Annotated in this window: 23 protein-coding genes and 2 tRNA genes; 7 read left to right on the top strand and 18 right to left on the bottom strand. The window is 66.4% G+C overall.

Annotated features, from left to right (window positions below; genetic code table 11):
- The first annotated feature begins 100 nt into the window (after positions 1-100).
- The 6 genes from J2X65_RS01675 to J2X65_RS01650 all read left to right on the top strand — a co-directional run bounded on the left by J2X65_RS01675 (position 101) and on the right by J2X65_RS01650 (position 6,106).
- On the top strand, positions 101-1,522 hold the full coding sequence (locus J2X65_RS01675) for a circularly permuted type 2 ATP-grasp protein (protein ID WP_310197070.1): 1,422 nt from the start codon (positions 101-103) through the stop codon (positions 1,520-1,522).
- 237 nt (positions 1,523-1,759) lie between these two features.
- Entirely contained in the window at positions 1,760-2,395 is a 636-nt protein-coding gene (locus tag J2X65_RS01670; RefSeq protein ID WP_310197068.1) for a LysE family translocator, read from the top strand.
- A gap of 12 nt (positions 2,396-2,407) precedes the next feature.
- Entirely contained in the window at positions 2,408-3,352 is a 945-nt protein-coding gene (locus J2X65_RS01665) for an alpha-E domain-containing protein (RefSeq protein ID WP_310197064.1), read from the top strand.
- Positions 3,353-3,421: 69 nt separating this feature from the next.
- Positions 3,422-4,258 carry a transglutaminase family protein gene (locus J2X65_RS01660; RefSeq protein WP_310197061.1) on the top strand — a complete coding sequence of 279 codons (837 nt, stop codon included), beginning with the start codon at positions 3,422-3,424 and terminating at the stop codon, positions 4,256-4,258.
- A gap of 80 nt (positions 4,259-4,338) precedes the next feature.
- Positions 4,339-5,076 carry a peptidase gene (locus J2X65_RS01655; protein WP_310197059.1) on the top strand — a complete coding sequence of 246 codons (738 nt, stop codon included), beginning with the start codon at positions 4,339-4,341 and terminating at the stop codon, positions 5,074-5,076.
- A 268-nt stretch (positions 5,077-5,344) separates the two neighbouring features.
- On the top strand, positions 5,345-6,106 hold the full coding sequence (locus tag J2X65_RS01650) for an SDR family oxidoreductase (RefSeq protein ID WP_310197057.1): 762 nt from the start codon (positions 5,345-5,347) through the stop codon (positions 6,104-6,106).
- 8 nt (positions 6,107-6,114) lie between these two features.
- Here the strand turns inward: J2X65_RS01650 and J2X65_RS01645 are convergent, their stop codons facing one another.
- From J2X65_RS01645 to J2X65_RS01610, 8 genes are all read right to left on the bottom strand, one after another.
- A complete protein-coding gene (locus J2X65_RS01645; RefSeq protein ID WP_310197052.1) occupies positions 6,115-6,642 on the bottom strand; it encodes an Lrp/AsnC family transcriptional regulator in 528 nt (175 codons plus the stop codon).
- Between the two features lie 33 nt (positions 6,643-6,675).
- Positions 6,676-7,785, bottom strand: a complete 1,110-nt coding sequence (locus J2X65_RS01640; protein WP_404977637.1) for a P1 family peptidase — start codon at positions 7,783-7,785, stop codon at positions 6,676-6,678.
- 84 nt (positions 7,786-7,869) lie between these two features.
- Positions 7,870-8,757 (bottom strand): polysaccharide deacetylase, encoded by an 888-nt coding sequence (locus J2X65_RS01635; protein ID WP_310197046.1) that lies wholly within the window; start codon positions 8,755-8,757, stop codon positions 7,870-7,872.
- A 9-nt stretch (positions 8,758-8,766) separates the two neighbouring features.
- Positions 8,767-9,489: an ABC transporter ATP-binding protein gene (locus J2X65_RS01630; RefSeq protein ID WP_310197044.1), complete on the bottom strand. Its 723-nt coding sequence runs from the start codon at positions 9,487-9,489 to the stop codon at positions 8,767-8,769.
- A 5-nt stretch (positions 9,490-9,494) separates the two neighbouring features.
- A complete protein-coding gene (locus J2X65_RS01625; protein WP_310197040.1) occupies positions 9,495-10,250 on the bottom strand; it encodes an ABC transporter ATP-binding protein in 756 nt (251 codons plus the stop codon).
- Positions 10,234-11,106, bottom strand: coding sequence for a branched-chain amino acid ABC transporter permease (locus J2X65_RS01620; protein WP_310197037.1), 873 nt, complete (start codon positions 11,104-11,106; stop codon positions 10,234-10,236). The genes J2X65_RS01625 and J2X65_RS01620 overlap by 17 nt, the downstream gene beginning before the upstream one ends.
- 4 nt (positions 11,107-11,110) lie before the next feature.
- Positions 11,111-11,995 carry a branched-chain amino acid ABC transporter permease gene (locus tag J2X65_RS01615; RefSeq protein ID WP_310197034.1) on the bottom strand — a complete coding sequence of 295 codons (885 nt, stop codon included), beginning with the start codon at positions 11,993-11,995 and terminating at the stop codon, positions 11,111-11,113.
- Positions 11,996-12,104: 109 nt separating this feature from the next.
- Positions 12,105-13,226: an ABC transporter substrate-binding protein gene (locus J2X65_RS01610; RefSeq protein ID WP_310197030.1), complete on the bottom strand. Its 1,122-nt coding sequence runs from the start codon at positions 13,224-13,226 to the stop codon at positions 12,105-12,107.
- Positions 13,227-13,472: 246 nt separating this feature from the next.
- Here J2X65_RS01610 and J2X65_RS01605 point away from each other — a divergent pair, with 246 nt between their 5' ends.
- Positions 13,473-14,417, top strand: a complete 945-nt coding sequence (locus J2X65_RS01605) for a nucleoside hydrolase (RefSeq protein WP_310197026.1) — start codon at positions 13,473-13,475, stop codon at positions 14,415-14,417.
- A gap of 124 nt (positions 14,418-14,541) precedes the next feature.
- Here J2X65_RS01605 and J2X65_RS01600 read toward each other — a convergent pair whose 3' ends face one another.
- The 10 genes from J2X65_RS01600 to J2X65_RS01555 all read right to left on the bottom strand — a co-directional run bounded on the left by J2X65_RS01600 (position 14,542) and on the right by J2X65_RS01555 (position 22,152).
- Positions 14,542-15,018 carry a cupin domain-containing protein gene (locus tag J2X65_RS01600; protein ID WP_310197023.1) on the bottom strand — a complete coding sequence of 159 codons (477 nt, stop codon included), beginning with the start codon at positions 15,016-15,018 and terminating at the stop codon, positions 14,542-14,544.
- A gap of 133 nt (positions 15,019-15,151) precedes the next feature.
- Positions 15,152-16,120 (bottom strand): 2-phospho-L-lactate transferase, encoded by a 969-nt coding sequence (gene cofD, locus J2X65_RS01595; protein ID WP_310197020.1) that lies wholly within the window; start codon positions 16,118-16,120, stop codon positions 15,152-15,154.
- Positions 16,121-16,130: 10 nt separating this feature from the next.
- Positions 16,131-17,306: a M24 family metallopeptidase gene (locus J2X65_RS01590; RefSeq protein WP_310197017.1), complete on the bottom strand. Its 1,176-nt coding sequence runs from the start codon at positions 17,304-17,306 to the stop codon at positions 16,131-16,133.
- Between the two features lie 21 nt (positions 17,307-17,327).
- Positions 17,328-18,245 (bottom strand): LLM class F420-dependent oxidoreductase, encoded by a 918-nt coding sequence (locus tag J2X65_RS01585; RefSeq protein ID WP_310197012.1) that lies wholly within the window; start codon positions 18,243-18,245, stop codon positions 17,328-17,330.
- Positions 18,246-18,339: 94 nt separating this feature from the next.
- A complete protein-coding gene (locus J2X65_RS01580) occupies positions 18,340-19,731 on the bottom strand; it encodes an aspartate aminotransferase family protein (RefSeq protein ID WP_310197010.1) in 1,392 nt (463 codons plus the stop codon).
- Positions 19,732-20,055: 324 nt separating this feature from the next.
- A tRNA-Arg gene (locus J2X65_RS01575) sits at positions 20,056-20,132 on the bottom strand.
- Between the two features lie 68 nt (positions 20,133-20,200).
- Positions 20,201-20,506: an ETC complex I subunit gene (locus J2X65_RS01570; RefSeq protein WP_310197007.1), complete on the bottom strand. Its 306-nt coding sequence runs from the start codon at positions 20,504-20,506 to the stop codon at positions 20,201-20,203.
- Between the two features lie 91 nt (positions 20,507-20,597).
- Positions 20,598-20,674, bottom strand: a tRNA-Pro gene (locus J2X65_RS01565).
- Between the two features lie 220 nt (positions 20,675-20,894).
- Positions 20,895-21,407, bottom strand: a complete 513-nt coding sequence (locus J2X65_RS01560; protein ID WP_310197005.1) for a DUF192 domain-containing protein — start codon at positions 21,405-21,407, stop codon at positions 20,895-20,897.
- Between the two features lie 142 nt (positions 21,408-21,549).
- The gene (locus J2X65_RS01555; RefSeq protein WP_310197000.1) at positions 21,550-22,152 is read right to left on the bottom strand and encodes a cold-shock protein; all 603 of its coding nucleotides are present in this window, start codon (positions 22,150-22,152) and stop codon (positions 21,550-21,552) included.
- Between the last annotated feature and the right edge of the window lie 119 nt (positions 22,153-22,271).

Genomic DNA, 22,271 nt, shown 5'->3' with positions numbered 1-22,271 from the left:
AAACCATTCCGCGCAATATCGCCATAGCGACTTCGCCCCCTCTTCCGCTGGCACGGCGTTTGTAGCTAACTAGCCCGAGTTGGGGAGTGAAGCTTTCACGATGACCGTCGCGTTCGACGAAATGACCAATGCGGACGGCTCGGTCCGTGCCGCCTACACCGCCCTGGCCCGCTGGCTGAGCAACGTGCCGCCCGACGTGCTGGACCATCGCCGCAAGGAAGCGGAGTTCATCTTCCGCAAGATCGGCATCACCTTCGCCGTCTATGGCGACAGCGACGCCCAGGAACGGCTGATCCCCTTCGACATCATCCCGCGCGTGCTGACCGGCGGCGAATGGGCCCGGCTCTCCAAGGGGCTGGAGCAGCGCACCAAGGCGCTGAACCTCTACATCAAGGACGTCTATTCCAAGCGCGAGATCCTGCGCGCCGGCATCGTGCCGGAGGACCTCGTCTACCAGAACCCGGTGTTCCGCCCGGAGATGAACGGCCAGAAGGTGCCGCATGACCTCTATGTGCACATCGCTGGCATCGACGTGGTGCGCATCGACGCCGACACCTTCTACGTTCTGGAGGACAATGCCCGCACCCCCTCCGGCGTCTCCTACATGCTGGAGAACCGCGAGATCATGATGCGGCTGTTCCCCGAGCTGTTCGCGGAGAACCGCGTCGCGCCGGTGGAAAACTATGCCGACGAATTGCTGGCGACGCTGAAGTCGCTCGCCCCGACGACCGCCACCAGCGACCCCGTGGTGGCGGTGCTGACGCCGGGCATCTTCAACTCGGCCTATTACGAGCACTCCTTCCTCGCCGACAAGCTGGGCGTCGAGCTGGTGGAGGGGCGCGACCTCTTCATCAAGAACGACATCGTCTATATGCGCACCACCGAGGGACCCAAGCGCGTCGACGTGATCTATCGCCGCCTCGACGACGATTTCATCGACCCCCTCGCCTTCCGCCCGGACAGCGTGCTCGGCGTGCCCGGGCTGATGAGCGCCTATCACGCCGGCAACGTCACGCTGACCAATGCGGTCGGCACCGGCGTCGCCGACGACAAGGCGGTCTACAGCTACATGCCGGAGATCGTCCGCTTCTATCTCGGCGAGGAGCCGATCCTCAAGAACGTGCCGACCTGGCGCTGTCGCGAGGCCGACCACCTGAAATACGTGCTCGATAACCTCCACGAGCTGGTGGTGAAGGAGGTGCATGGCTCGGGCGGCTACGGCATGCTGATCGGCCCGCGCGCGGACAAGGCGCAGATCGAATTGTTCCGCGCCAAGCTGAAGCAGGACCCCACCAATTTCATCGCCCAGCCGACGCTGGCGCTGTCCACCTGCCCGACCTTCGTCGAGGAAGGCATCGCGCCGCGCCATGTCGACCTGCGCCCCTTCGTGCTGACCGGCTCCGACCGGGTGCGGATCGTGCCGGGCGGGCTGACGCGGGTGGCGCTGCAGGCCGGCTCGCTGGTGGTGAACTCCAGCCAGGGCGGCGGGACCAAGGACACCTGGGTGCTGGAGGAGAGCTGAGCGGCGCGGCACGAGCGGAGGCGGCAAGAGTGTCGGAAAATGGCGCGCAGGACGACGTGCGAACCGGGTGCAACGGCAAGCCCTCTCCCTGAGGGAAAGGGCTGGGCGAGGGGTTCGGCCAGTATGGCAAGCGGTCCTCCCCCCTCACCCCACCCCTTTCTCCGATGAGGAGAGGGGGCAAGGCAGGTTCCTCATTCCTGAGGGGCAAGAGGCAGGACGGATCGAGGAGGAGCGAACATGAGCATCGAAACCTGGCTGGCCTTCGTCGCCGCTTCGGCGGTGCTGCTGCTCATTCCCGGGCCGACCATCCTGCTCGTCGTTTCCTATGCGCTCGGGCAGGGGCGCAAGGTCGCCCTCCCCGTGGCGGCCGGCGTGGCGCTCGGCGACTTCACCGCGATGACGCTGTCTATGTTCGGCCTCGGCGCGCTGCTCGCCACCTCGGCGACGCTGTTCACCGTGCTGAAGTGGATCGGCGCGCTGTATCTGATCTGGCTCGGGATCAAGCTGTGGCGCGCCGGCGCCAGCCCGCTGGTCGCCCCGGCGGAAGGGAACGGCCACGGGCGGGGCCGTGCCCTCAAGATGCTCGGCCATGCCTGGCTGGTGACGGCGCTCAATCCCAAGAGCATCACCTTCTTCGTGGCGTTCCTGCCGCAGTTCCTCGACACGTCCCGGCCGATGCTCGGCCAGATGCTGGTCTTCGAAACCACTTTCCTGGTGCTGGCGGCGGCGAACGCCTTCGGCTACGCACTGGTGGCCGGGAAGCTGCGCGGCACCATCTCGAATTCCTCGGTCGTCGTCGCGGTGAACCGCATCGGCGGCTCCCTTCTCATCGGGGCGGGCCTTGCCACGCTCGCCTGGCGCAACGCCAAATAAGGCGCGGGTCTCATGCTGTCACGTACCGCCGACAATCTCTACTGGCTCGCCCGCTACATGGAGCGCGCCGACTGCCTTGCCCGCCTGCTCGACGTCACCCAGCGCCTCGCCCAGCTGCCCGTCGCCTATGGCGGCTCGACCAATGAATGGCGCTCGGCGCTGCTTACCGCCGGCTGCGCCGAGCATTTCAAGCAGGTGCATGGCGAGGATGCGACCGAGCAGAACGTCATCAACTTCCTCGCCTTCGCACCGGAGAACCCCTCCTCGATCCGCAACTGCTTCGAGATCGCCCGGACCAATGCCCGCTCGGTGCGCACCGCGCTGACCATCGAGATGTGGGAGACCATCAATACCGCCTGGCTGGAGCTGAAGCGCTATTCCACCAAGGACATGACCCGCGAGGAGCTGGCGCGCTTCCTCTCCTTCGTCAAGGAGACCTCGCTGCGCTTCGACGGCGCCGCCTACCGCACCATGCTGCGCAACGACGCCTTCTGGTTCTCGCGTGTCGGCATGTATGTCGAGCGCGCCGACAACACCGCGCGCATCCTCGACGTGAAGTATCATGTGCTGCTGCCGGACAGCGAGCATGTCGGCGGGCCGCTCGACTATTTCCAGTGGTCGTCGATCCTGCGCTCGGTATCGGCGCTGACCTCCTTCCACTGGGTGTATCGCGAAAGCGTGAAGCCGTGGCTGGTGGCGGACCTGCTGATCCTCAACGCGCAGATGCCGCGCTCGCTGACCAGCTGCTACCAGAACATTTCGCGTTATCTCGATGACATTGCCGCCTATTATGGACGGCAGGGAACCGCGCAGCGGCTGGCCCGTTCCACCTTTACCCGCCTGTCCAACAGCCGGATGGATGACGTGTTCCAGACCGGCCTGCACGAATATATCGAGACCTTCGTTTCCGAGAACAACCGTCTCGGCGCGACGGTGACCGAGCAGTACCTGCTGTAGCGGTGGCCGCGGCCCCGCCCGTGCCTGCCGCTTCCCGCGCTCGACTTCCGCGCCGCCAACGGTGTTTCCATGCGTATCCATGTCAGCCATGCAACCGTCTACCGCTATGAGCCGCCGGCCAACGGCGCCATCCAGATCCTGCGGCTGACCCCGCGCAGCCATGACGGGCAATATGTCGTCAACTGGCGCATCGATGTCTCGGAAAGCTGCCGGCTACAGGCGCATGAGGACGCTTTCGGCAACCTCACCCACACCTTCGCCGTCGACGGGCCGCTCGCCGAATTGCGGGTGACGGTGGAAGGCGAGGTCGAGACGCAGGACACCTCGGGCGTGGTGCGCGGCACGGTGGAACGCTTCCCGCCCAGCCTTTTCCTGCGCGACAGCGAACTCACCGCCTCCAGCGCCGAGATGCGGAAATTCGCCGAGGCGGCGACCGGCGACGAGCCGGATCGCCTCGCCCGGCTGCACAGGCTCATGGGCGGGCTGGCGCAGGAGATGGCCTACGATCCCGATCCGACCATCGTCTCCACCAAGGCGGCCGAGGCCTTCGCGCTGAAGCGCGGCGTCTGCCAGGACTTCGCGCATGTGTTCATCGGCTGCGCCCGCCATCTCGGCATTCCGGCCCGCTATGTCAGCGGCTACCTGGTCGGCGACGGCGCCCATGCCGAGCAGGGCGCCGGGCACCAGGCCGGCCACGCCTGGGCGGAGGCGCATATCGAGGGACTGGGCTGGGTGGGCTTCGACGCCGCCAACGACCTCTGCCCGACCGACGCCTATGTGCGCGTCGCCGTCGGCCTCGATTATCTGAGCGCCGCGCCGGTACGCGGAAACCGCTATGGCGGCGGCGACGAAGTGTTGTCGGTGGCGCTCACCGTCGATCAATCCAGCCGCCAGATCCAGGGCTGATATTGCCCGCCCATCAAGCGTCCCGCTATAAGGACGCGCCATGAACATGCGCCGTGCGCGCGCTGGGGGAAGTGCCTTCAATGACCTATTGCTGCGGAATTCTGGTGCGCGACGGTCTCGTCATGATCGCCGACACCCGCACCAATGCGGGGCTCGACAATGTCTCGACCTTTCGCAAGCTGCACGTCTTCGAGGAGCCGGGCCGGCACGTGATGGCGCTGGCGACCGCCGGCAATCTCTCGATCTCGCAGGCGGTGATCTCGACCCTGCAGGAGGGGCTCGACAACCCGGAGACCGGCGAGAAGGACACGCTGGTCGGCGCCTCCAGCATGTTCCGGGCGACGCAGCTGGTCGGTCGCGCCATCCGCCATGTCCACGACCTTTATGCCGAGGGCCTGAAGGAGGCCGATGTACGCTTCGACGTCTCCTTCCTGTTCGGCGGCCAGGTGAATGGCGGGCGGCTGCGGCTGTTCATGATCTATGCCGCCGGCAATTTCATCGAGTGCACGTCGGACACGCCGTTCCTGCAGATCGGCGAGCACAAATACGGCAAGCCGGTGCTCGACCGCTCGGTGACCTACAACACCGATCTCTATGATGCGCTGAAGCTGGGGCTGATCTCGATGGATTCGACCATGCGGTCGAATCTCGGTGTCGGCATGCCGATCGACATCCTTATGACGCGCCGCGACGCCGGCCAATCGGAACTCAATTACCGCATCGAGCCGGGCGAGCCCTATTTCCACGATCTGCGCGAGCGCTGGTCGGCGGCGTTGCGAGCGGCACATAACAATATACCGCGCCCGCCCTATCGCTGACCACATGGAAAAGCCCGGCGGCACGTGGGTGCCGGCCGGGCCTTTCAGAAGCGACGGAAGATGTACTGATCGCCCATGATCAGGTGAGCAGGTAGAGAAGGATGATGATCGGGATCGGAATGCCGATCAACCACATCAGAATGGCAGGCATTGCTTGCGTCCTCCTTGAAATTTAACCCGTCCTGCCGCGATAACGACCACGTAAGCCTTCGGGTTCCATGTCTCCTGCAGAGAAACAGCCCCGACGGCGGCTTGAATGAGGAAAGCCATGAACGCCACCCCCGCCGCTCCCCAGAAGATCGCCCTCGTTACCGGTGCCGGCACCGGCATCGGCAAAGCCGCGGCACTGGCGCTCGCCGCCGATGGCTGGACCCTGGTGCTGGCCGGCCGCCGGCGCCAGCCGCTGGAGGCGCTCGCCGGGGATATCGGCGCAAACGCTCATGTTCTTCCCGCCGACATCAGCGACAAGCCGGCGGTCGATGCGCTGTTCGCCGAGGTGGCGGCGCGCTTCGGCCGGCTTGACCTGTTGTTCAACAATGCTGGTGGCTGGTCGCCGGGCGCGCCGATCGAGGACGTGCCGTTCGAGGACTGGCAGCGCGTGGTGAATGTGAACCTCACCGGCGTGTTCCTGTGCACCCAGGCGGCGATCCGGCTGATGAAGGCGCAGCAGCCGAAGGGCGGGCGCATCATCAATAACGGCTCGATCTCGGCGCATGCGCCGCGGCCGCTGACGGCGCCCTATACCGCCACCAAGCATGCGGTGAGCGGCCTCACCAAGCAGGTGGCACTGGAGGGGCGCGCCCACAACATCGCCTGCGGCCAGATCGACATCGGCAATGCAGATACCGACATGGCGGCGAAGATGAAGTCGGGCATCCTGCAGGCCAACGGCCAGATCATGGTCGAGCCGGTGTTCGATCCCGTCCATGCCGGAAGGGCGGTCGCCTATATGGCGAGCCTGCCGCTCGATGCCAATGTGCTGACCATGACGGTCATGGCCAGCGCCGCCCCCTTTGTCGGGCGCGGCTGAAACGGGTGTCAGCCGCCGCGGCGCTGGCGCGGCGGCTCTTCCGCCTCCAGGGAAACATCGAGAAGCTCGGCGATCGGATAGCCCTCGAAGCGCTTCACCGTCTTGGTCACCACATAGGTGAAATAGACGGAGATGCCAATCTCGCGGGTTAGCAAATCGTCTATGATCTCCTGGTAGTGAGTTATGTTGCGGGCGATGACGTGTAATATGTAGTCAATACCGCCGCCGACCGCGTGACAGGCCAGGATTTCGGGGATGGTCTTCACCACCTGCTCGAAGCGGGCGAAATGCGCGCTGGTGTGGTGCTGCAATGTGAGGGTGGTGAAGATGAGTTCCGTCTTGACCAATCGGCCAAGATCGATCTCGCCGCGATAGCCGCGCACATAGCCGGCCTGCTCCATCTTCTGGAGCCGATCCCAGCAGGAACTCAGCGAGAGACCGATGGCGGAGGCGAGCTCAACCTTCTTGATGCGCCCATTCTTCTGAAGCAAGGCGAGGATGCGCACATCCACCGCGTCCAGCTTGTCGCCTGCCATTGGCTTCCCTTTCCCTGGTGCCGAACGCCGCAATCAACCGTAACTACGTTTCAACCAATCCTTAGGCAGAGCCGGTACAAAATTACCATCACGTCCCGTCATGTCGTCGTTGGCGACCATGGCGTTGAGAATCGCCTCTTCAACGCTCTGCACCAATGCGTCAAAAAACGGATCAATGTCGGATTCCGGTACGAAATCCGCTGTCAGCCGTCGTCCGCGCGCGCCGGCGGCAGCAGCGCCATTGGCCGTCGAGAAGACGAGAAAAATGTCACCGGAAGAATGGTAGCCGAGCCCGCCGGTCCAGGCGACGCCAAGCGGCACCCGGCGGGCCAGGCGCTTGAGCTGGTGCGGCAGGAAGGGCGCGTCGGTGGCAACCACCGCGATGATCGAGCCCTTCTCCATGCGCGGCGTCCGCTCGATCATCGCCGGCTCGGCCAGCTCATCGCCGACGCGGCGGCCGCGGATCATCAGATTGCGGCGCTGGCCAAAATTCGCCTGCACGAAGGCGCCGACGGTGAAGGTCTCTCCCGCCCATTCGACGCGGCGCGAGGCGGTGCCGGAACCTCCCTTGAAGCCGAAGGCGATCATGCCGGTGCCGCCGCCGACGCTGCCCTCCTCGATCGGCCCCTCGACGGCGCTGTCGATGGCGGCGAAGACGTGTTCCTGCTTCACATGGAAGCCATTGATGTCGTTTAGGAAGCCATCATAGGTCTCGGCCGCGACGGGCAGACCCCAGGCCTCCTCCATCACGCCCGGCGCGCGGGCATTCATCCAGGCAAGCGTGGCATCGCGGGTGAGGCCGCAGCTATGGGTGTTGGTAATGGTGAGCGGGAAGCCGAACGCGCCGATCTCCTCGATGATGTGCGCTCCCGTCATCTCGCCATTACCATTGGCACTGAACATCCCGGCAAATACCGGCAGCGCCAATTGATCGCGCGAACGCGGCAGAATAGCGGTCACCCCGGTCCGCACCGGCCCCTGCCCGACCGATAGCGGCCCCTCGCCCTCGATCAACGTCGCATAGCCGACGGAAACGCCGGGCACATCGGTGATGGCGTTGTTCATCCCCGGCACGCCATCGAAAGCGATGCCATAGCGCCGCGCGCGCGGTCGGCCGAAGGGAGTGAAATGGTATGAATTCATAGACAACTAGTAGACGAAATCTATGCAATATGAAATGCGCCTCAGCATAAGAACCTTTTATCCCATCAATAGGATAGTCCTAAATTATTCGAGAATGTTTCTAATGTGGAATGGCGTATTCTCGATCCGAGGCGACCATGTGCCGGCGGATTCCAGCGCGCGGACGTGATCGGCCACCTGCGCGAGCGTCGCGAACCAGACATCCCCCTTGGCCTGCATGTGCTCGATGAGCGAGCGGATGGCGAGTGCCTGCGCCGGGCGGCCGCTGACCGCGGGGTGCCAGACCGGCACGAACAAGCCGCCGAACTCCCGAAAGGCATCGAACTCCTCGCGGAACACCGCGAGGGCCTGCGAGGGCGGCGAGATCTTCATGAGATAATCGAAGGCACGGGCGGAAACGTACTGGTTGTAGTCGTCGACCGAAGCGGGCACCGGCAATTCGATGAGGCGGCCCCGGCCATTGTCCAGCAGGATCGGGACGTCGTCGGCGAACAGCGAGGAATCATAGGAGAAGCCCTCCTCGATCAGGAGATCGAAGGTGGCGCGGGACAGGCCGTAATAGGGCGCGCGATAGCCCTTCGGCTTCGCGCCGCAGAAGCGCTCAATGGCCTCGCTGCCGCGGCGCAGCGTGGCAAGCTCGTCGTCCCGCGTCTGCTTGCTCGGCCATTCATGGAAATGGCCGTGATGGCCGATCTCGGCGCCGGCCTTCAGCAGCGTCTCGATGGCGGCCGGATAGGTCTCGATCACCCAGCCCGGCACGAAGGCGGTGAGCGGCACGCCGGCGCGGGCGAACATGTCGGCCAGGCGCGGTGTCCCGACGAAGGGATCGTAGCGCATATGCGCCAGCGCCTGCGGCAGATCGCGCGCGCCGGCACGATGGGCGGCATGCACGACGCTGTCGGCGTCGACATCGAAGCTGAAGGCCACGGCGCAGCGGGCGCCGTTCGGCCAGGGGGGCGGATTGGCGATCATCGCGGCTCCTCAGCTGGTGCGCACGCCCCCGTCGAGGAACAGCGCATGCAGATCATGGGTATTCACCTCGGCGACCGGCGCGTCCAGCGCCTCCCGCCCGCGCACCAGCACGCAGACGCGATGGGCCAGGCCGAGCGCCTTGGTGACGTTCTGCTCGACCAGCAGGATCGGGATGGAAAGCCGCTTGTGCACGTCGGCGATGGCTTCAAAGACGAGATCGACGGTGGCTGGGGCGAGATCGCTGCTGGGCTCGTCGAGCAGCAGAACCGAAGGGTTCACCAGCAGCGTCGAGCCAATGGCGAGCATGCGCCGCTCGCCGCCGGAGAGGTTGCCGGCCAACGCGCGGCGGCGCTCCTTCAGGCGCGGGAACAGGGCGAAGACCTTCTCCACCTCCCGCTCGAAGGTTTTGGGGCGCAGATAGGCGCCCATGCGCAGATTATCGGCGACGCTCATATCGCCGAAGACGTTGCGGGTCTGCGGCACATAGCCGAGACCGGCCGCCGCCCGGCCATGCGCCGGCAGGCGGGTGACGTCGCGGCCGGCGAGGGAGATCGAGCCGGAGCGGACCTTGGTCAGCCCCATCGCGGTCTTCAGCACCGTCGACTTGCCGGAGCCGTTGGCACCGAGCACGGCGACCACCTCGCCGGCGCGCAGGGTGAGCGAGAGGTCGTCCAGCACGGTAATCGGGCCGTAGCCGGCGGTGAGATGGGAGAGGATCAACACCTCGGTCATCGCGTTCACGCCGGCATGCCGAGATAGGAGCGCACCACCCGCTCATCGGCGCGGATCTCGGCGGGAGTGCCGGAAGCGATCAGCTCGCCGGCATCGAGCACGAACACCCGGTCGCAGACATTGGCGATCATTTCCATATTGTGCTCGATCAGCAGCACGATGCGCCCTTCCGCCTTCAACTCGTGCAACAGCGCCGCCTGCTGCTCGATCAGCACCGGGTTGACGCCGGCCGCAGGCTCGTCGAGCAGCAGCACGGCGGGATCGGACATCAGCAGCATGCCCATGGTCAGCAGCTTCTGCTGGCCGCCGGAGAGCGAGCCGGCATAGTCGTTCGCCTTGTGGGCGAGGCCAAGACGCTTCAGCATCGCCTCGGCGCGGCTGGCGATCTCCGCCTCGCGCGACGCCACCGCGCCGGGGCGCAGGAAAAGGTTGAACACACCCTCCCCCGCCTGATCGCGCTCGCCGGCCATCATGTTCTGGAACACGGTGAGCCGGTGCGCCAGGCGCGGCACCTGGAAGGTGCGGCCGATGCCGGCCGCGGCCACCCGCTCCGGCCGGCCATAGGCGAGCGGGCGGCCGTTCAGCGTCACCGCGCCGGCATCCGGCACATAGACGCCGGCGACGATGTTGAGCAGCGTCGACTTGCCGGAGCCGTTCGGCCCGATGATGCCGGTGATGCTCGCCGGCGCCGCCGCGAGCGATACCGCGCGCAGCGCCTGGAAGCCGCCGAACGACAGCGAGACGTCAGTGACGCTCAGCATCGCGGACCTCCCTGGTCTCGGGGATGAGGCCCTGCGGGCGGAACAGGAACATCAGCACCAGCACCAGGCCGAACAGCGCCAGACGGCCATTGGCCAGCACATCGGCCGGCAGGTCGATCCAGCCGGCGATGAAGCGCGAGGACACGCTGAGCAGTTGCACCGCCGCCGCGCCGACGACCACGCCGAGCGTGTTGCCCGGCCCGCCGAGGATCAGCGCCGTCCAGACGATGAAGGTCTCGGTGACGGTGAAGCTGCTGGGCGACACATAGCCGACGATGTGGGCGTAGAGCACGCCGGCCGCCGCCGCCATCGCCCAGCCGATGATCGACACCGTACGCTGATAGGTGACCGGGTTGCGGCCGAGAGTGGCGGCGAGCACCTCGTCCTCGCGCAGCACCTTCAGCATGCGCCCGAATGGCGAGCGGGCGATGCGGAGCGCCATGAACCAGGCGGCGGCCAGCAGCGCCAGCGCGCAGGCGAGCGCCAGATGCGGATCGGCGAAGCGCGGCACGGTAAGGCCGTCGGCGCCGCCGAGGCTCGGCGCGTTCAGCGCGGTGAGGCGGAACAGTTCGCCGGCGCCGAGCGTGATCAGCGCCCAGTAGTCCTGCGACAGCCGGCGCGCCGGCAAGAGCACCAGCAGCGAGACGACCACCGCGAAGCCGAGGCCGAGCGCGGCGCCCGCCGGCCAGGGCATGCCCGCCCGCGCGGCGAGCGCGGCGGCATAGGCGCCGAGGCCGAAGGGCAGGATCTGGCCGAAATTGACCAGGCCGGTAAGGCCGAACTGGATGTTCAGGCTGAGGCCGAGCACCGACCAGACGGCGACGATGGTAAGGCAGTAGATGGCGAAATCGAGCATCCCCTCACCTCCCCGCCAGCGGCGACAGGCGCGGGCGCAGCAGCAGCACCAGCACCAGCGCGAGCACGGCGACGTAGTCGCGGAACTGGGTGGGAATCTGCCAGCTGTCGCCGCCGAGCAGGGCGCCGAAATCGATATAGATCAGCAGGTTCTGCGCCACCGAGAGGATGAGCGCGCCGAGCACCGCGCCGAACACGTTGGACAGGCCGCCAATGGTCACCGCCGCGAACACCGGCAGGAGAATGATGAGGTCCATGTTCGGCTGCAGCCGCGTCTCGAAGGCGAGCAGCGTGCCGCCGATGGCGGCGAGAGCACCGGAGAGGAACCACATCAGCTTGATCAGCCGATCGCCGGGAATGCCGCGCGTCACCGCGAGATCGGCATTGGAGGCGAGTGCGCGCAGGCCGGAGCCGACGCGAGTGAAATTCAGGAACAGATGCAGCAGCAGCATCAGCGCCGCCGCGACCACGACCACCAGCGCATCGAGAGTGGTGAACACCGCGTCGCCGATGGCGACGACCTCATAGGAGAGATCGAACACCCGCGCGCCGCCGCCATAGATGATCGCCACCACCGAGCGCAGGAACAGCGCCACGCCCCAGGACACGATCATCTTGCCCTCCGGCGTGATGTCGCGCAGGCGGCTGAAGACCAGGAAATCGACGAGGATGGCGATGAGGCCGGTCGCCACCGCGCTCAACGCCACAGCGGCGGGCAGCGGCAGGCCGGGAATGGCGGCGAAGCTGTAGGTGAGATAGCCGCCGACCACCGCGAACTGGATATGCGCGAAATTGGCGAAACGCAGGATCGAGTAGCACAGCGCCACCCCGACCGCGATCACCGCGATCATGCTGGCATAGACGAGGGAATTGAACAGGACCTGGAGCACGGGCGGGGACGGCTTTCCAAGAGCACGACGGGCGAGGAGCGGACGGACACGGCGGACAGACGAAACCGCCCGGCGCGCCGCAGCACGCCGGACGGCTTGGGCCTTGACGTCAGTTGCGGGTGGCCGTGGTGGCGAAGTCGCCGGCCTTGTACTCGATGACATCGATCGGCGGAGCGATGCGCTGGCCGCGCGCGTCCCACACGATCTTGCCGGTGGCGCCGTCATAGGCCTTCACCACCTCCGGCAGCGCCTTGGCGATGGCGGCGGGGTCGGCGCTGCCGGCCTTTTTGATGGCGGCGGCGATGACCATCAGCGCGTCATAGCCGTAATAGACATGCGCCATCAGATCGGCGGTGCCGTTGAACTTGGCGCCGTACTTGTCGGCGACCGCCTTGCCGGCCGGCTGCGCATAGCCGCCATTGTCGACGCCGAACAGCTTGCCGTCGAGGAAGTCCTTGTTCTCGATCTCGAGGATGGAGGGATAGGCGGCGTACCATTTGGCGGTAAGGCCGAGCTCGCGGGCGGCCTTCAGCATGGCGCGGGAATCGTCGCCATAGCCGGCGGTGATGATGACGTCCGGCTTGGCCGGGACGACCGGCTGGATGTCGGCGCGGTAGTCGGGCTGGCCCTCGGTGAAGGCGACTTTCTTGACGATCTTGCCACCCTTGGATTCGAATGCGGCGGCGGCGGCTTCGGCGACGCCGAGGCCGAAGGTGGAGTTCGGCACCACGATGGCGGCGGTCTTGGCGCCGCTGTCGGCGATCAGCAGGCCGAGTTCCTTGCCGACAATATCGTCCAGCGGCAGGATCGAGAACAGCGTGCCGGGATAGTTGCCGAGCTTGGGCGAGGAGGAAGAGGTGTTGACGAGCACCCGCCCCTTCTCCTTGGCCAGTTCCGCCACCGGGATCATCAGGCCGGAACCGCCGAACATGATGGCGGCCGGCACCTTGTCGACATTGTAGAGCTTGTTGGCAGCGTTCAGCGCCTCCTGGGCGCGATTCTCCGAATCCTCGACGATCAGCTTCACCGGCCGGCCATCGATGCCGCCGGCGGCATTGATGGCATCGGCGGCAAGCTCGACGCCGCGGGTCATCTGCACGCTGGTCTTCACCGCCGAGCCGGTGAGGTTGGCGATGACGCCGATTTCGATGGGATCTGCGGCGCGGGCCGGGCCCTGCACCGCCGCGAGAGCGAGTGCACTGCAAAAGGCCAAAGACAGAATCTTCTTCATGACGATGTGCTCTCTGGTGAGGTCGCTTGCGGATTATTCTTTGGCGCAAGGGTGGTTTGCCGTCGCATTCGACGCGGAAAACCACCCTGGCGCATGATGCCATCACGTTAACGACGAGGCGTAGGAAGAAACATCCCGAATGACCAGACATCGACCGAAGGAATTTCGGGCAGGCTGGCGCCCTGTCTCCGGCTTTTCTCCGCCGGGCCGGCCTATCGTGCCACCACGGCAAACGAGGGACGTTTCATGACGCGGCGCAAGATCATCATCGACACCGACCCGGGGCAGGACGACGCCTTCGCGCTGCTGCTGGCGCTCGGCTCGCCCGACGAGCTGGAGGTGGTCGGCGTCACCGCCGTGCATGGCAATGTGCCGCTCGCCCGCACCACGATCAACGCGCAGATGGTGATCGAACTGGCCGGCCGGGCCGACATTCCGGTCTATCCCGGCTGCCCGCGGCCGATGGTGAAGCCCGGCTTTACCGCCGAATATGTCCACGGCCCGAGCGGCCTCGACGGCTGCGAGCTGCCGCCGCCCTCGGCGCCGCTCGGCAACCGGCACGGTGTCGACTTCATCATCGATACGGTGATGGCGGCGGCGCCCGGAGAAATTTCGGTCTGCACGCTCGGACCCATGACGAATCTCGCGGTGGCGATGATCAAGGAGCCGGCGATCATCCCGCGTCTCGCCGAGGTGGTGTTCATGGGCGGCGGCTTCTTCGAGGGCGGCAACACCACGCCGGCGGCGGAGTTCAACATCTATGTCGACCCGCACGCGGCCCATGTGGTGCTGGCCTCCGGCGCGCCGGTGACGATGGTGCCTATCGACCTCACCTACAAGGCGGTGATGACGCCGGAATGGCTGCGGCGCCTGCGCGCCGTCGGCAAGCGCACCGCCGTCGAGGCGGCCGGCATGGCCGAGTTCTACCAGGACTACGGCAACAAGAAATTCGGCACCGACAGCTACCCGCTGCACGACCCCTGCGTGATCGGCTACCTGCTGCGGCCGGACCTGTTCCAGGGCCGCAAATGCCATGTCGAGGTCGAGATCCATTCGCCGGTCACCTCGGGCATGACGGTGGTGGACTGGTGGAACGTCACCAAGAAACCGGCCAATTGCCTGGTGCTGCGCGACCTCGACAATCCGCCCTTCTATGAGCTGATGCTGGAGCGCATCGCGCGGCTGCCGTGACGGGCGCGCGGGATATCTGGGCACAGTCGATTGCCGGCGGTGAGCCCCCTCTCGCCCCACCGGGCCAGGGAGCGGCCGCCGACCTGATGTGTCGGCGGCCTTCCTGGCGAGGGCGTCGCCGGCTTCAGCGATGCGGCGCGTCGCCGATCAGCAGTTCGAGCCCGTTGCGGTGCGCGATCTCCACCAGGCGGGGGATATCCGGCGGCGTATCGGAGGGCGGCGGCAGCGTCGTGGTGCCGGGAGGCATGGGCTCGCCGACCTCACTGAAAAAGCCGTCATGCACCACCCCGGGCGTATTGAGCACCAGAAGCCGCGCCGGCTCGGTGCCGACATTGCGGAAGGCGTGCGGCGCACCCGTCGGCACCTTGACGAAGCTGCCGGCGGTGGCAGCAATAACGGCGCCGTCGATCATGAATTCGAAGCGGCCATCGAGGACATAGAACGCCTCGTCGTCGCCGGGATGGCGATTGGGCGGCGCGCCGGCGCCGGGGGCGACCAGCGCCTCGGCGAGGCAATAGGCGCCGCCGGTCTCGCGGCTGCGCTGAAGGAAGCGCACGAGGACGCCGAAGAGATAATAGGTATCGGTAGAGGTGTCCGGCATGGCGAAGCTCCCTGGGAAAGCCCGCTGGTCGCGCCCGGGCTTCGCCGCATCATGCCGCGAAACATAGGGCGGCGCTGCCGGATATATATATCCCGGGGGGAATGCACTCCGAAGCCGCAGAGGCGCGCGGGCTTCAGCCATGGCGGCGCAGGCCGGCGGCGAAATTGAGCACCGAGCGGGCAAGGCGCTCGCGGTCTTCCAGCGTTTCCATCAATGTGCGCGTCGCCACCGCCGGCACCCCGAGGCGGGCGGTCTCCACCGCATCGGAATCATCGAGGATGAAGCCGTCGAGCAGATCGCCATAATGCTCGGCGATGGCCCGGCTCGACACCGGCAGGCCGAGTTCCTCCATGATCTTGGCGGTCGGCCCCTTGACCGCCTTGCCGGCGACGATCGGCGACACGGCGATGACCGGCGCCGGCGAGGCCTTCAGCGCCGCGCGCAGGCCGGGGATCGCCAGCATCGGATCGACCGAAAGATAGGGGTTGGACGGGCAGATGACGATGGCGGCAAGCGTGCCGTCGGCGAGCAGCGCCAGCACGTCCTCCTGCACCTTCGCCTGCTCTGCGCCCTCAAAGGAGATCGCGGTGACGCGCGGGCGGCAGCGCTGCGCGACGAAATAGTTCTGGAAGGCGAGCCGGCCCTCCTCCGTATCGACGAGGGTACGAACCGGGTCGTCGCTCATCGGCAGCAGCCGGCCGTGCAGGCCGAGCCGGGCGGCAATCGCGGCGGTGACCTGCGACAGCGTCTCGCCCGCCGCCAGACGCTGGGTGCGCAGGACGTGGGTGGCGAGGTCATGGTCGCCGAGCTGGAACCAGGTCTCGCCGCCGAGCCGACCCAGCGCTTCCATGAAATGCCAGCTCTCGCCGGCGAGACCCCAGCCGCGCTCGGTGTCGTTCAGCCCGGCCAGCGTGTAGGCGACGGTGTCGATATCGGGCGAGACATGCAGGCCGAGATGGGTGAAATCGTCGCCGGTATTGACGGCGACGGTGAGATGGCCGGGTGCCAGCGTGCGGTACAGGCCAAGCGCCAGCTTGGCGCCGCCAATGCCGCCACACAACGCCAACACCTGGGCACGTGAATTCTCGTCCGGTCTCGACATCGTTGCACCGTCAGGGCTTGATCACCAATTCACGCGGAAAACGGGTCATCACCTCCGGCGCGCCGGAGGCGGTGATGCGGAAGGTTTCGCTGAGTTCATAGCCCCAATCGTCCATCCACATGCCCAGGATCATGTGGAAGCACATGTTTTCTTCCAGAACCGCACGCTCGCCCTCGCGCAGGCTGAGCGTGCGCTCGCCCCAGTCCGGTGGATAGTTGAGGCCGATGGAATAGCCGATGCGCGAGGGCTTCTCGTAGCCGGCGCGGGCGATGACGCGGTTCCAGGCGCTCGCCACCTCATGCGCGGTGGTGCCGGCGCGGGCGGCATCGAGTGCGACGTCCATGCCCTCGGCGACCACCTTCACGACATCCAGCAACGGCGCCGGCGGGGTGCCCATATAGAGCGTGCGCGCCAGCGCGGCGTGATAGCGGGCGTGGCAGCCGCCAAGTTCGAGATAGGCGACCTCGCCCTGCCGGTAACGCTCGCCGGTCCAGGTGAGATGCGGCGCCGCCGTCTTCTCGCCATGCGGCACATTGGCGAGGGCGGCGGGATAATCGCCCCAGAAGCCGGCGATGCCGCGAAACTGCGCGGCGGTGATCTCCGCCACCGCATCGCATTCGCGCACGCCCGGCGCGACCGTTTCCATGCCGACCACCATCGCATGGGAGACGATGGCTGCAGCGCCACGCATCACGGCGATCTCGGCCTCGGATTTCACCAGGCGGACCCAGGCGACCAGCAGCCTGGCATCGGCCAGGCGGGCGGCCGGCAAGGCCTTGCCGAGTTCGAGATAGGCGCGGGCGGTGAAATAGAAGGCGTCGAGATCGACGCCGATGGTCGCCCGCTCCCATCCCAGATCGGCAATCACGCCGGCGAGGAACTGCGCCGGGTGCAAGGTCGGGGAATCGACATGGGTCTCGGGATAGGCCCGGATGGAATCCGCGGCGAGAAAGCTGGTGAGGCGGGCGCCGGGGGCATCCATCGCCCGGCCGACCCAGAGAGGTTCCTCGCGGTCGAGGCCGACCAGCACATATTGGTGGACATAGAACGACCAGCCGTCATAGCCGGTGAGGTAGTTCATGCTCGCCGGATCGGCGCAGACGAGCGCATCGAGGCCACGCTCGCGCATCCGTGCCTTCACCCGCTTGAGGCGGCCGAGATATTCCTCCCGCGCGAACACCGGCATCGGCCTTCCCCCTTCCGCCGCTCAGAACAGATGCGGCAGCGCGGCGCGGAAGTGCCGGATCGCCTCGACATGCGCCTGCGGGTCGGACAGGCGGCCGATGGCCGCCTTGTTCCAGCGCTTCTCTTCCTCGACCCAGCGCTCGGGCATGGTGTTGACGGTGATGTGGGTAGCACCGATGGCGCGCCAGGCCTCCACCTCCTCCTTCAGCTCCGCCGGGCTGCGGTCGATGATGGTCATGGTCCCTTCGATGCCGATGGCGTCCGGGTCGCGGCCGAAGGCGCGGGCCTGCGCCTTCATCTCCTCAATGCCGCGCCGGCCGGTGTCGTCGGTCTGGAAGTTCGGCAGCCAGCCATCGCCAAGCCGGGCGACACGACGGATGGCGGCGTCCGAGACACCGCCGATCCAGATCGGGATCGGCCGCTGCACCGGCAGCGGGTTGATGCCGCCATCCTCGATGCGGTGATACTTACCCTCATAGGTGATCAGATCCGCGCACCAGAGCTTGCGCAGAACATCAATCTGCTCGTCCATCCGCTTGCCGCGATTGCCGAATTCCTCACCGCAGGCCTCGAATTCCTCCGGCTTCACCCCGACGCCGACGCCGAGGCGCAGCCGGCCGCCGGACAGAAGGTCGACCTCTGCCGCCTGCTTGGCGACCAAGGCGGTGCCGCGCATCGGCAGCACCAGCACCCCGGTGACGAAATCGATCTTGCTGGTGACCGCCGCCAGATAGCCGAACAGCACGAACAGCTCGTGGAACATGTCCTCGGCGTCGTGCACATAGGTCCAGCCCGGCCGGCTGGCCTTGTTGAGGCCGATGATCTGGTCGAAGGCGGTGAGATGGGTGTAGCCGAGCTCCTCGGCGGTGACGGCGAAGTCCTTGATGGTCTTCGGATCGGTACCGATCTCGAATTGCGGGAACAGGGCGCCGATCTTCATGAGGCTTCTCCAAGGAGGTGGCGGGTCGCAAGGGAGCCCGCTCCGTCTATGCGTTTAGGACGTGGCATGCACTGGCAAAAGTCGGGAGAACCACTCAAAGGCCGGACGCGACGGCCTCGACCGCCCGCCTTGTCGCCTCGACGACGATGTCGGCTTCCGCGCGAGTGAGGCACAGCGGCGGGGCGAAGCCGATGATATCGCCCTGCGGCATGGCGCGGGCGATCACGCCGCGCTCCAGCATGGCGCCAGCGACACGCGCGCTCACCCTGTTCGGCGGATCGAAGAACACCCGGTCGGCCTTGTCCTTCACCAGTTCGACGGCGGCAAGCAGGCCTTCGCCGCGCACCTCGCCGACCAGGGGATGATCGGCCAGCGCCTCGGCCAGCGCGCCGCGCAGATAAGGACCGACCTCGCGAACATTGGCGAGCAGGTCGAGCTCGTCGATCAGCTGCAGGTTGGCGACGCCGGCGGCGGCGCAGAGGGGGTGCGAGGAATAGGTCCAGCCATGGCCGATGGGGCCGAACTTGTCCGAACCCTCGACGAGGATCTTCCAGACCTTCTCCGACACGATGACGCCGGACAGCGGCGCATAGGCCGAGGTGAGGCCCTTGGCGATGGTGATGAGGTCCGGCTCCAGCCCGTAGAAATCCGAGCCGAACATGGTGCCGAGCCGGCCGAAGCCGGTGATGACCTCGTCGACGACCAGCAGGATATCGTATTTCTTCAGCACCGCCTGGATTTTCGGCCAGTAGCCGGCGGGAGGCGGCACGATGCCGCCGGTGCCGAGCAACGGCTCGCCGACAAAAGCGGCGATGGTGTCCGGCCCCTCGGCCAGAATCATCTCCTCCAGCCGGGCGGCGCAGAAGTCGGAGAATTGCTCCTCGGTGAGGCTGCGGTCGGCGCGGCGGAAATAATACGGCGCCTCGGTGTGCAGGATCGGCCCGAGCGGCAGGTCGAACTGGTTGTGAAAGCCGGCAAGGCCGGTGAGGCTGCCGGTCATCAGGCCGGATCCGTGATAGCCGCGCCAGCGCGAGATGATCTTCTTCTTTTCCGGCCGGCCGAGCACGTTGTTGACATACCAGATCAGCTTGATGTTGGTCTCGTTGGCATCCGAACCCGATAGGCCGAAGAACACCCGGCTCATGCCCTTCGGCGCGCGATCGATGACCATCTTGGCCAGTTCGATCGAGGGCTCGGAGCCGTGGCCGGCATAGGCATGATAATAGGCGAGCTTGTGCGCCTGGTCGGCGATGGCATCGGCGATGGATTTCCGGCCATAGCCAACATTTACGCAATAAAGTCCGCCGAAGGCATCGAGGCTGCGGCGCCCGTCGCGATCGACGATGTAGACCCCCTCGCCGCCGGTGACGATGCGGTTCGGCGTCTCGCCGCGCGCATGCTGCGCCATATGGGTCGAAGGGTGGAAGAAGTAATCCCGGTCCCAAGCGTGGAATTGATTGTCGGTCGGGCCGGAATGGTCGAGCATGGTCTTCTCCCGTCAAATCTGCGGCGCACGGCCCGTGGGGCCGGCGTCATGCGGCCCGATGATAGGCGCCGCGGCGACGAGACAGTCCCGGCAAGCCGGAGCATCTGCCGGTGACATTTCGGTCAATAGGCCCAATCAAACGTGTTTTTCCGGTCGCCCAAACCGACAGTTGGCCACTGGCGGCGGCACTCCGGCACAGCGCCGGGAATCGCGTGTGATCTTGCGAGTGTCGCCGAAGAATTCCGGCACGCCGACCCGAGGGCGATATGTTCCCACATACCCCCCACCCGACGTGACACGTGATGGAATCATCACCGGGTTGAATGGCGACCCCGCCTGGGCTCGAACCAGGGACCTGCCGCTTAGAAGGCGGCTGCTCTATCCAGCTGAGCTACGGGGCCACAGATCGCTGGCGACGCACAAGGCGCGGATCAACCGCTCCGCGCCGGCGGCGCGGCCGGGGCGGGCTTCAATGCGTCCACTGACCGACGCGGCGGAAGCTGAAATTGTCGGAATAGGCGATGCGGCGGCGGGTCGGCTCCTTCGGCTCCTGCAGCTGGAAGGCGATGCCGTGCCGCTCGGCATAGGCGACCGCCTCTTCCTTGCTGTCGAAGCGCAGCCGCAGCTGGCTCTTCATATCGCCGGAGCTGGTGTAGCCCATCAGCGGCTCCACCTGGCGGGGCTGCTCGGGCTCATAGTCCAGCACCCACAGCTTGGTCTTCGCCGTGCCCGACTGCATCGCGTTGCGGCTCGGCTTATAGATGCGTGCAACCATCGACCTGCGCTCCCAAATCCCCGCGGACCCGAGGCCCGTGACCCGGCTTTCTCCAGCGGCGAAGGCGACGAAGCGCGGCGCGTGTCCGGTCTGGTCGGGGCAGCAGGATTCGAACCTGCGACCTGAAGTACCCAAAACTTCCGCGCTACCGGGCTGCGCTATACCCCGCCGACCGAAACCCGTTGTGCTCCAACGAAATCCGACAGCGACACTGCCGCCGTCGGGGACATGAAATGGCACAGAGACGCCGGCAATGGCAAGGGCATGAACCAAAACTCCCGACAAACCCAGCTGCTATGTTTCGCCGATGCCGTCCGGAATGCGCCGCCGCAGGCCGCAGGCGGCGCCGCCCGAGCAGGATGGCGATTCGACGAAATCGGCGGGCACGCTATTTCGCGGTGAAGAAGCGGTGCTGGACGCGATCGCCAACCGCAATGCCGCGTGCCTTCGCGGTACCGGCCGGCAGTTCGAGCACGCCACGCACCGGCTCGCCGGATTCGATGGTCTGGGTGGAGAGCGGCGTGGTGTCGGCGGCGATGCGGGCGATACGTCCATCGGCGCGGATGAACAGCATATCCAGCGGGATATAGGTGTTCTTCATCCACATATAAACCGGCTGCGACACCGCGAAATCGAACAGCATGCCGGCATTGGGGGCAAGCTCGGTGCGGTACATCAGCCCCTTGGCACGCTCCTCGGCATTCACAGCGATCTCGACGTCGAACGTGACCGGCCCCGAGCGGGTGACGATGGTCGCCTTCTCGAAGCTGGCCGCATGCACGGCCTGCGGCGCCAGGGCAAGAAAGAGGATACCGAGCGCCAGCACAGCAACCGGCAGGGCGGAGAGGCGGAAGGAAGCGGAGAGGCGGAAGGAGGCGGAGAGGCGGAAGGAGGCGGTCATGGCGTGATGGTTTTGCTGTGGCAGCCTGCAAGGCACCGCGGATGTGCCTCGCCTGCTCGGACGGGGAAGCGGGAAGGCACCAGCGCAACATGGCGCCGATATGACCGGACCGGCGACCGATCGTCGTTCAAGGGCTGGGAGTTCAGTGCGAAGACGGCATGGAGGAGCCGTCCGGCCGCACCTCGGCGGCCATCAGCCCCTTGGGCCCCGGCCCGAAGCGCACCAGCACCACCTGGCCCGGGCGCAATTCGGTGAGGCCGTGGCGGCGCAGCGTTTCCATGTGGACGAAGATGTCAGGCGTGCCCTCGCCGCGGCTGAGGAAGCCGAATCCGCGCAGGCGATTGAACCATTTCACCGTGGCCCGCTCGAAGCCGCCGGTTGGCTGCACCGCGACATGGGTGCGCGCCGGCGGCAGCTGCGAATGATGCAGCGCCGTGGTCTCGTCCATCGATATCACGCGCAGGGCCTGGAAGCCGCGTTCACGCGCCACCACCTCGCAGACGACGCGCGCGCCCTCCTGCGCGGTCTGGAAGCCGCCACGGCGCAGACAGGTCACGTGCAGCAGGATGTCGCCGCCGCCCTGGTCGGGAATGATGAAGCCGTAGCCCTTGGAAACGTCGAACCACTTTATGGAGCCGGCGACCTGGATGACGGCGGCATCCGCATCGGAGCCCTCGTCGAGATCGCCAGCCGGCCCGCCACGCGCGTCCAGACCATAACGTGGCGAAGATCCGTCGGACACCATCGACCCACCCCACTTGCGGCAGCGCCCCCGCCGCCCAGCTTCAGCACAGCCCGCGATTCCAGCAGCGGTGAGCATAGCACCCGATCCCGCCACGAAAACACCCCAATCGATTCAAAAAG

Origin of the sequence: Ancylobacter sp. 3268 (assembly GCF_031456575.1) — a bacterium.
In the GTDB taxonomy this organism is placed as follows: domain Bacteria; phylum Pseudomonadota; class Alphaproteobacteria; order Rhizobiales; family Xanthobacteraceae; genus Ancylobacter.
Note: the sequence above shows the minus strand (reverse complement) of the source record. Positions and strands in the feature narration are given on the sequence as shown.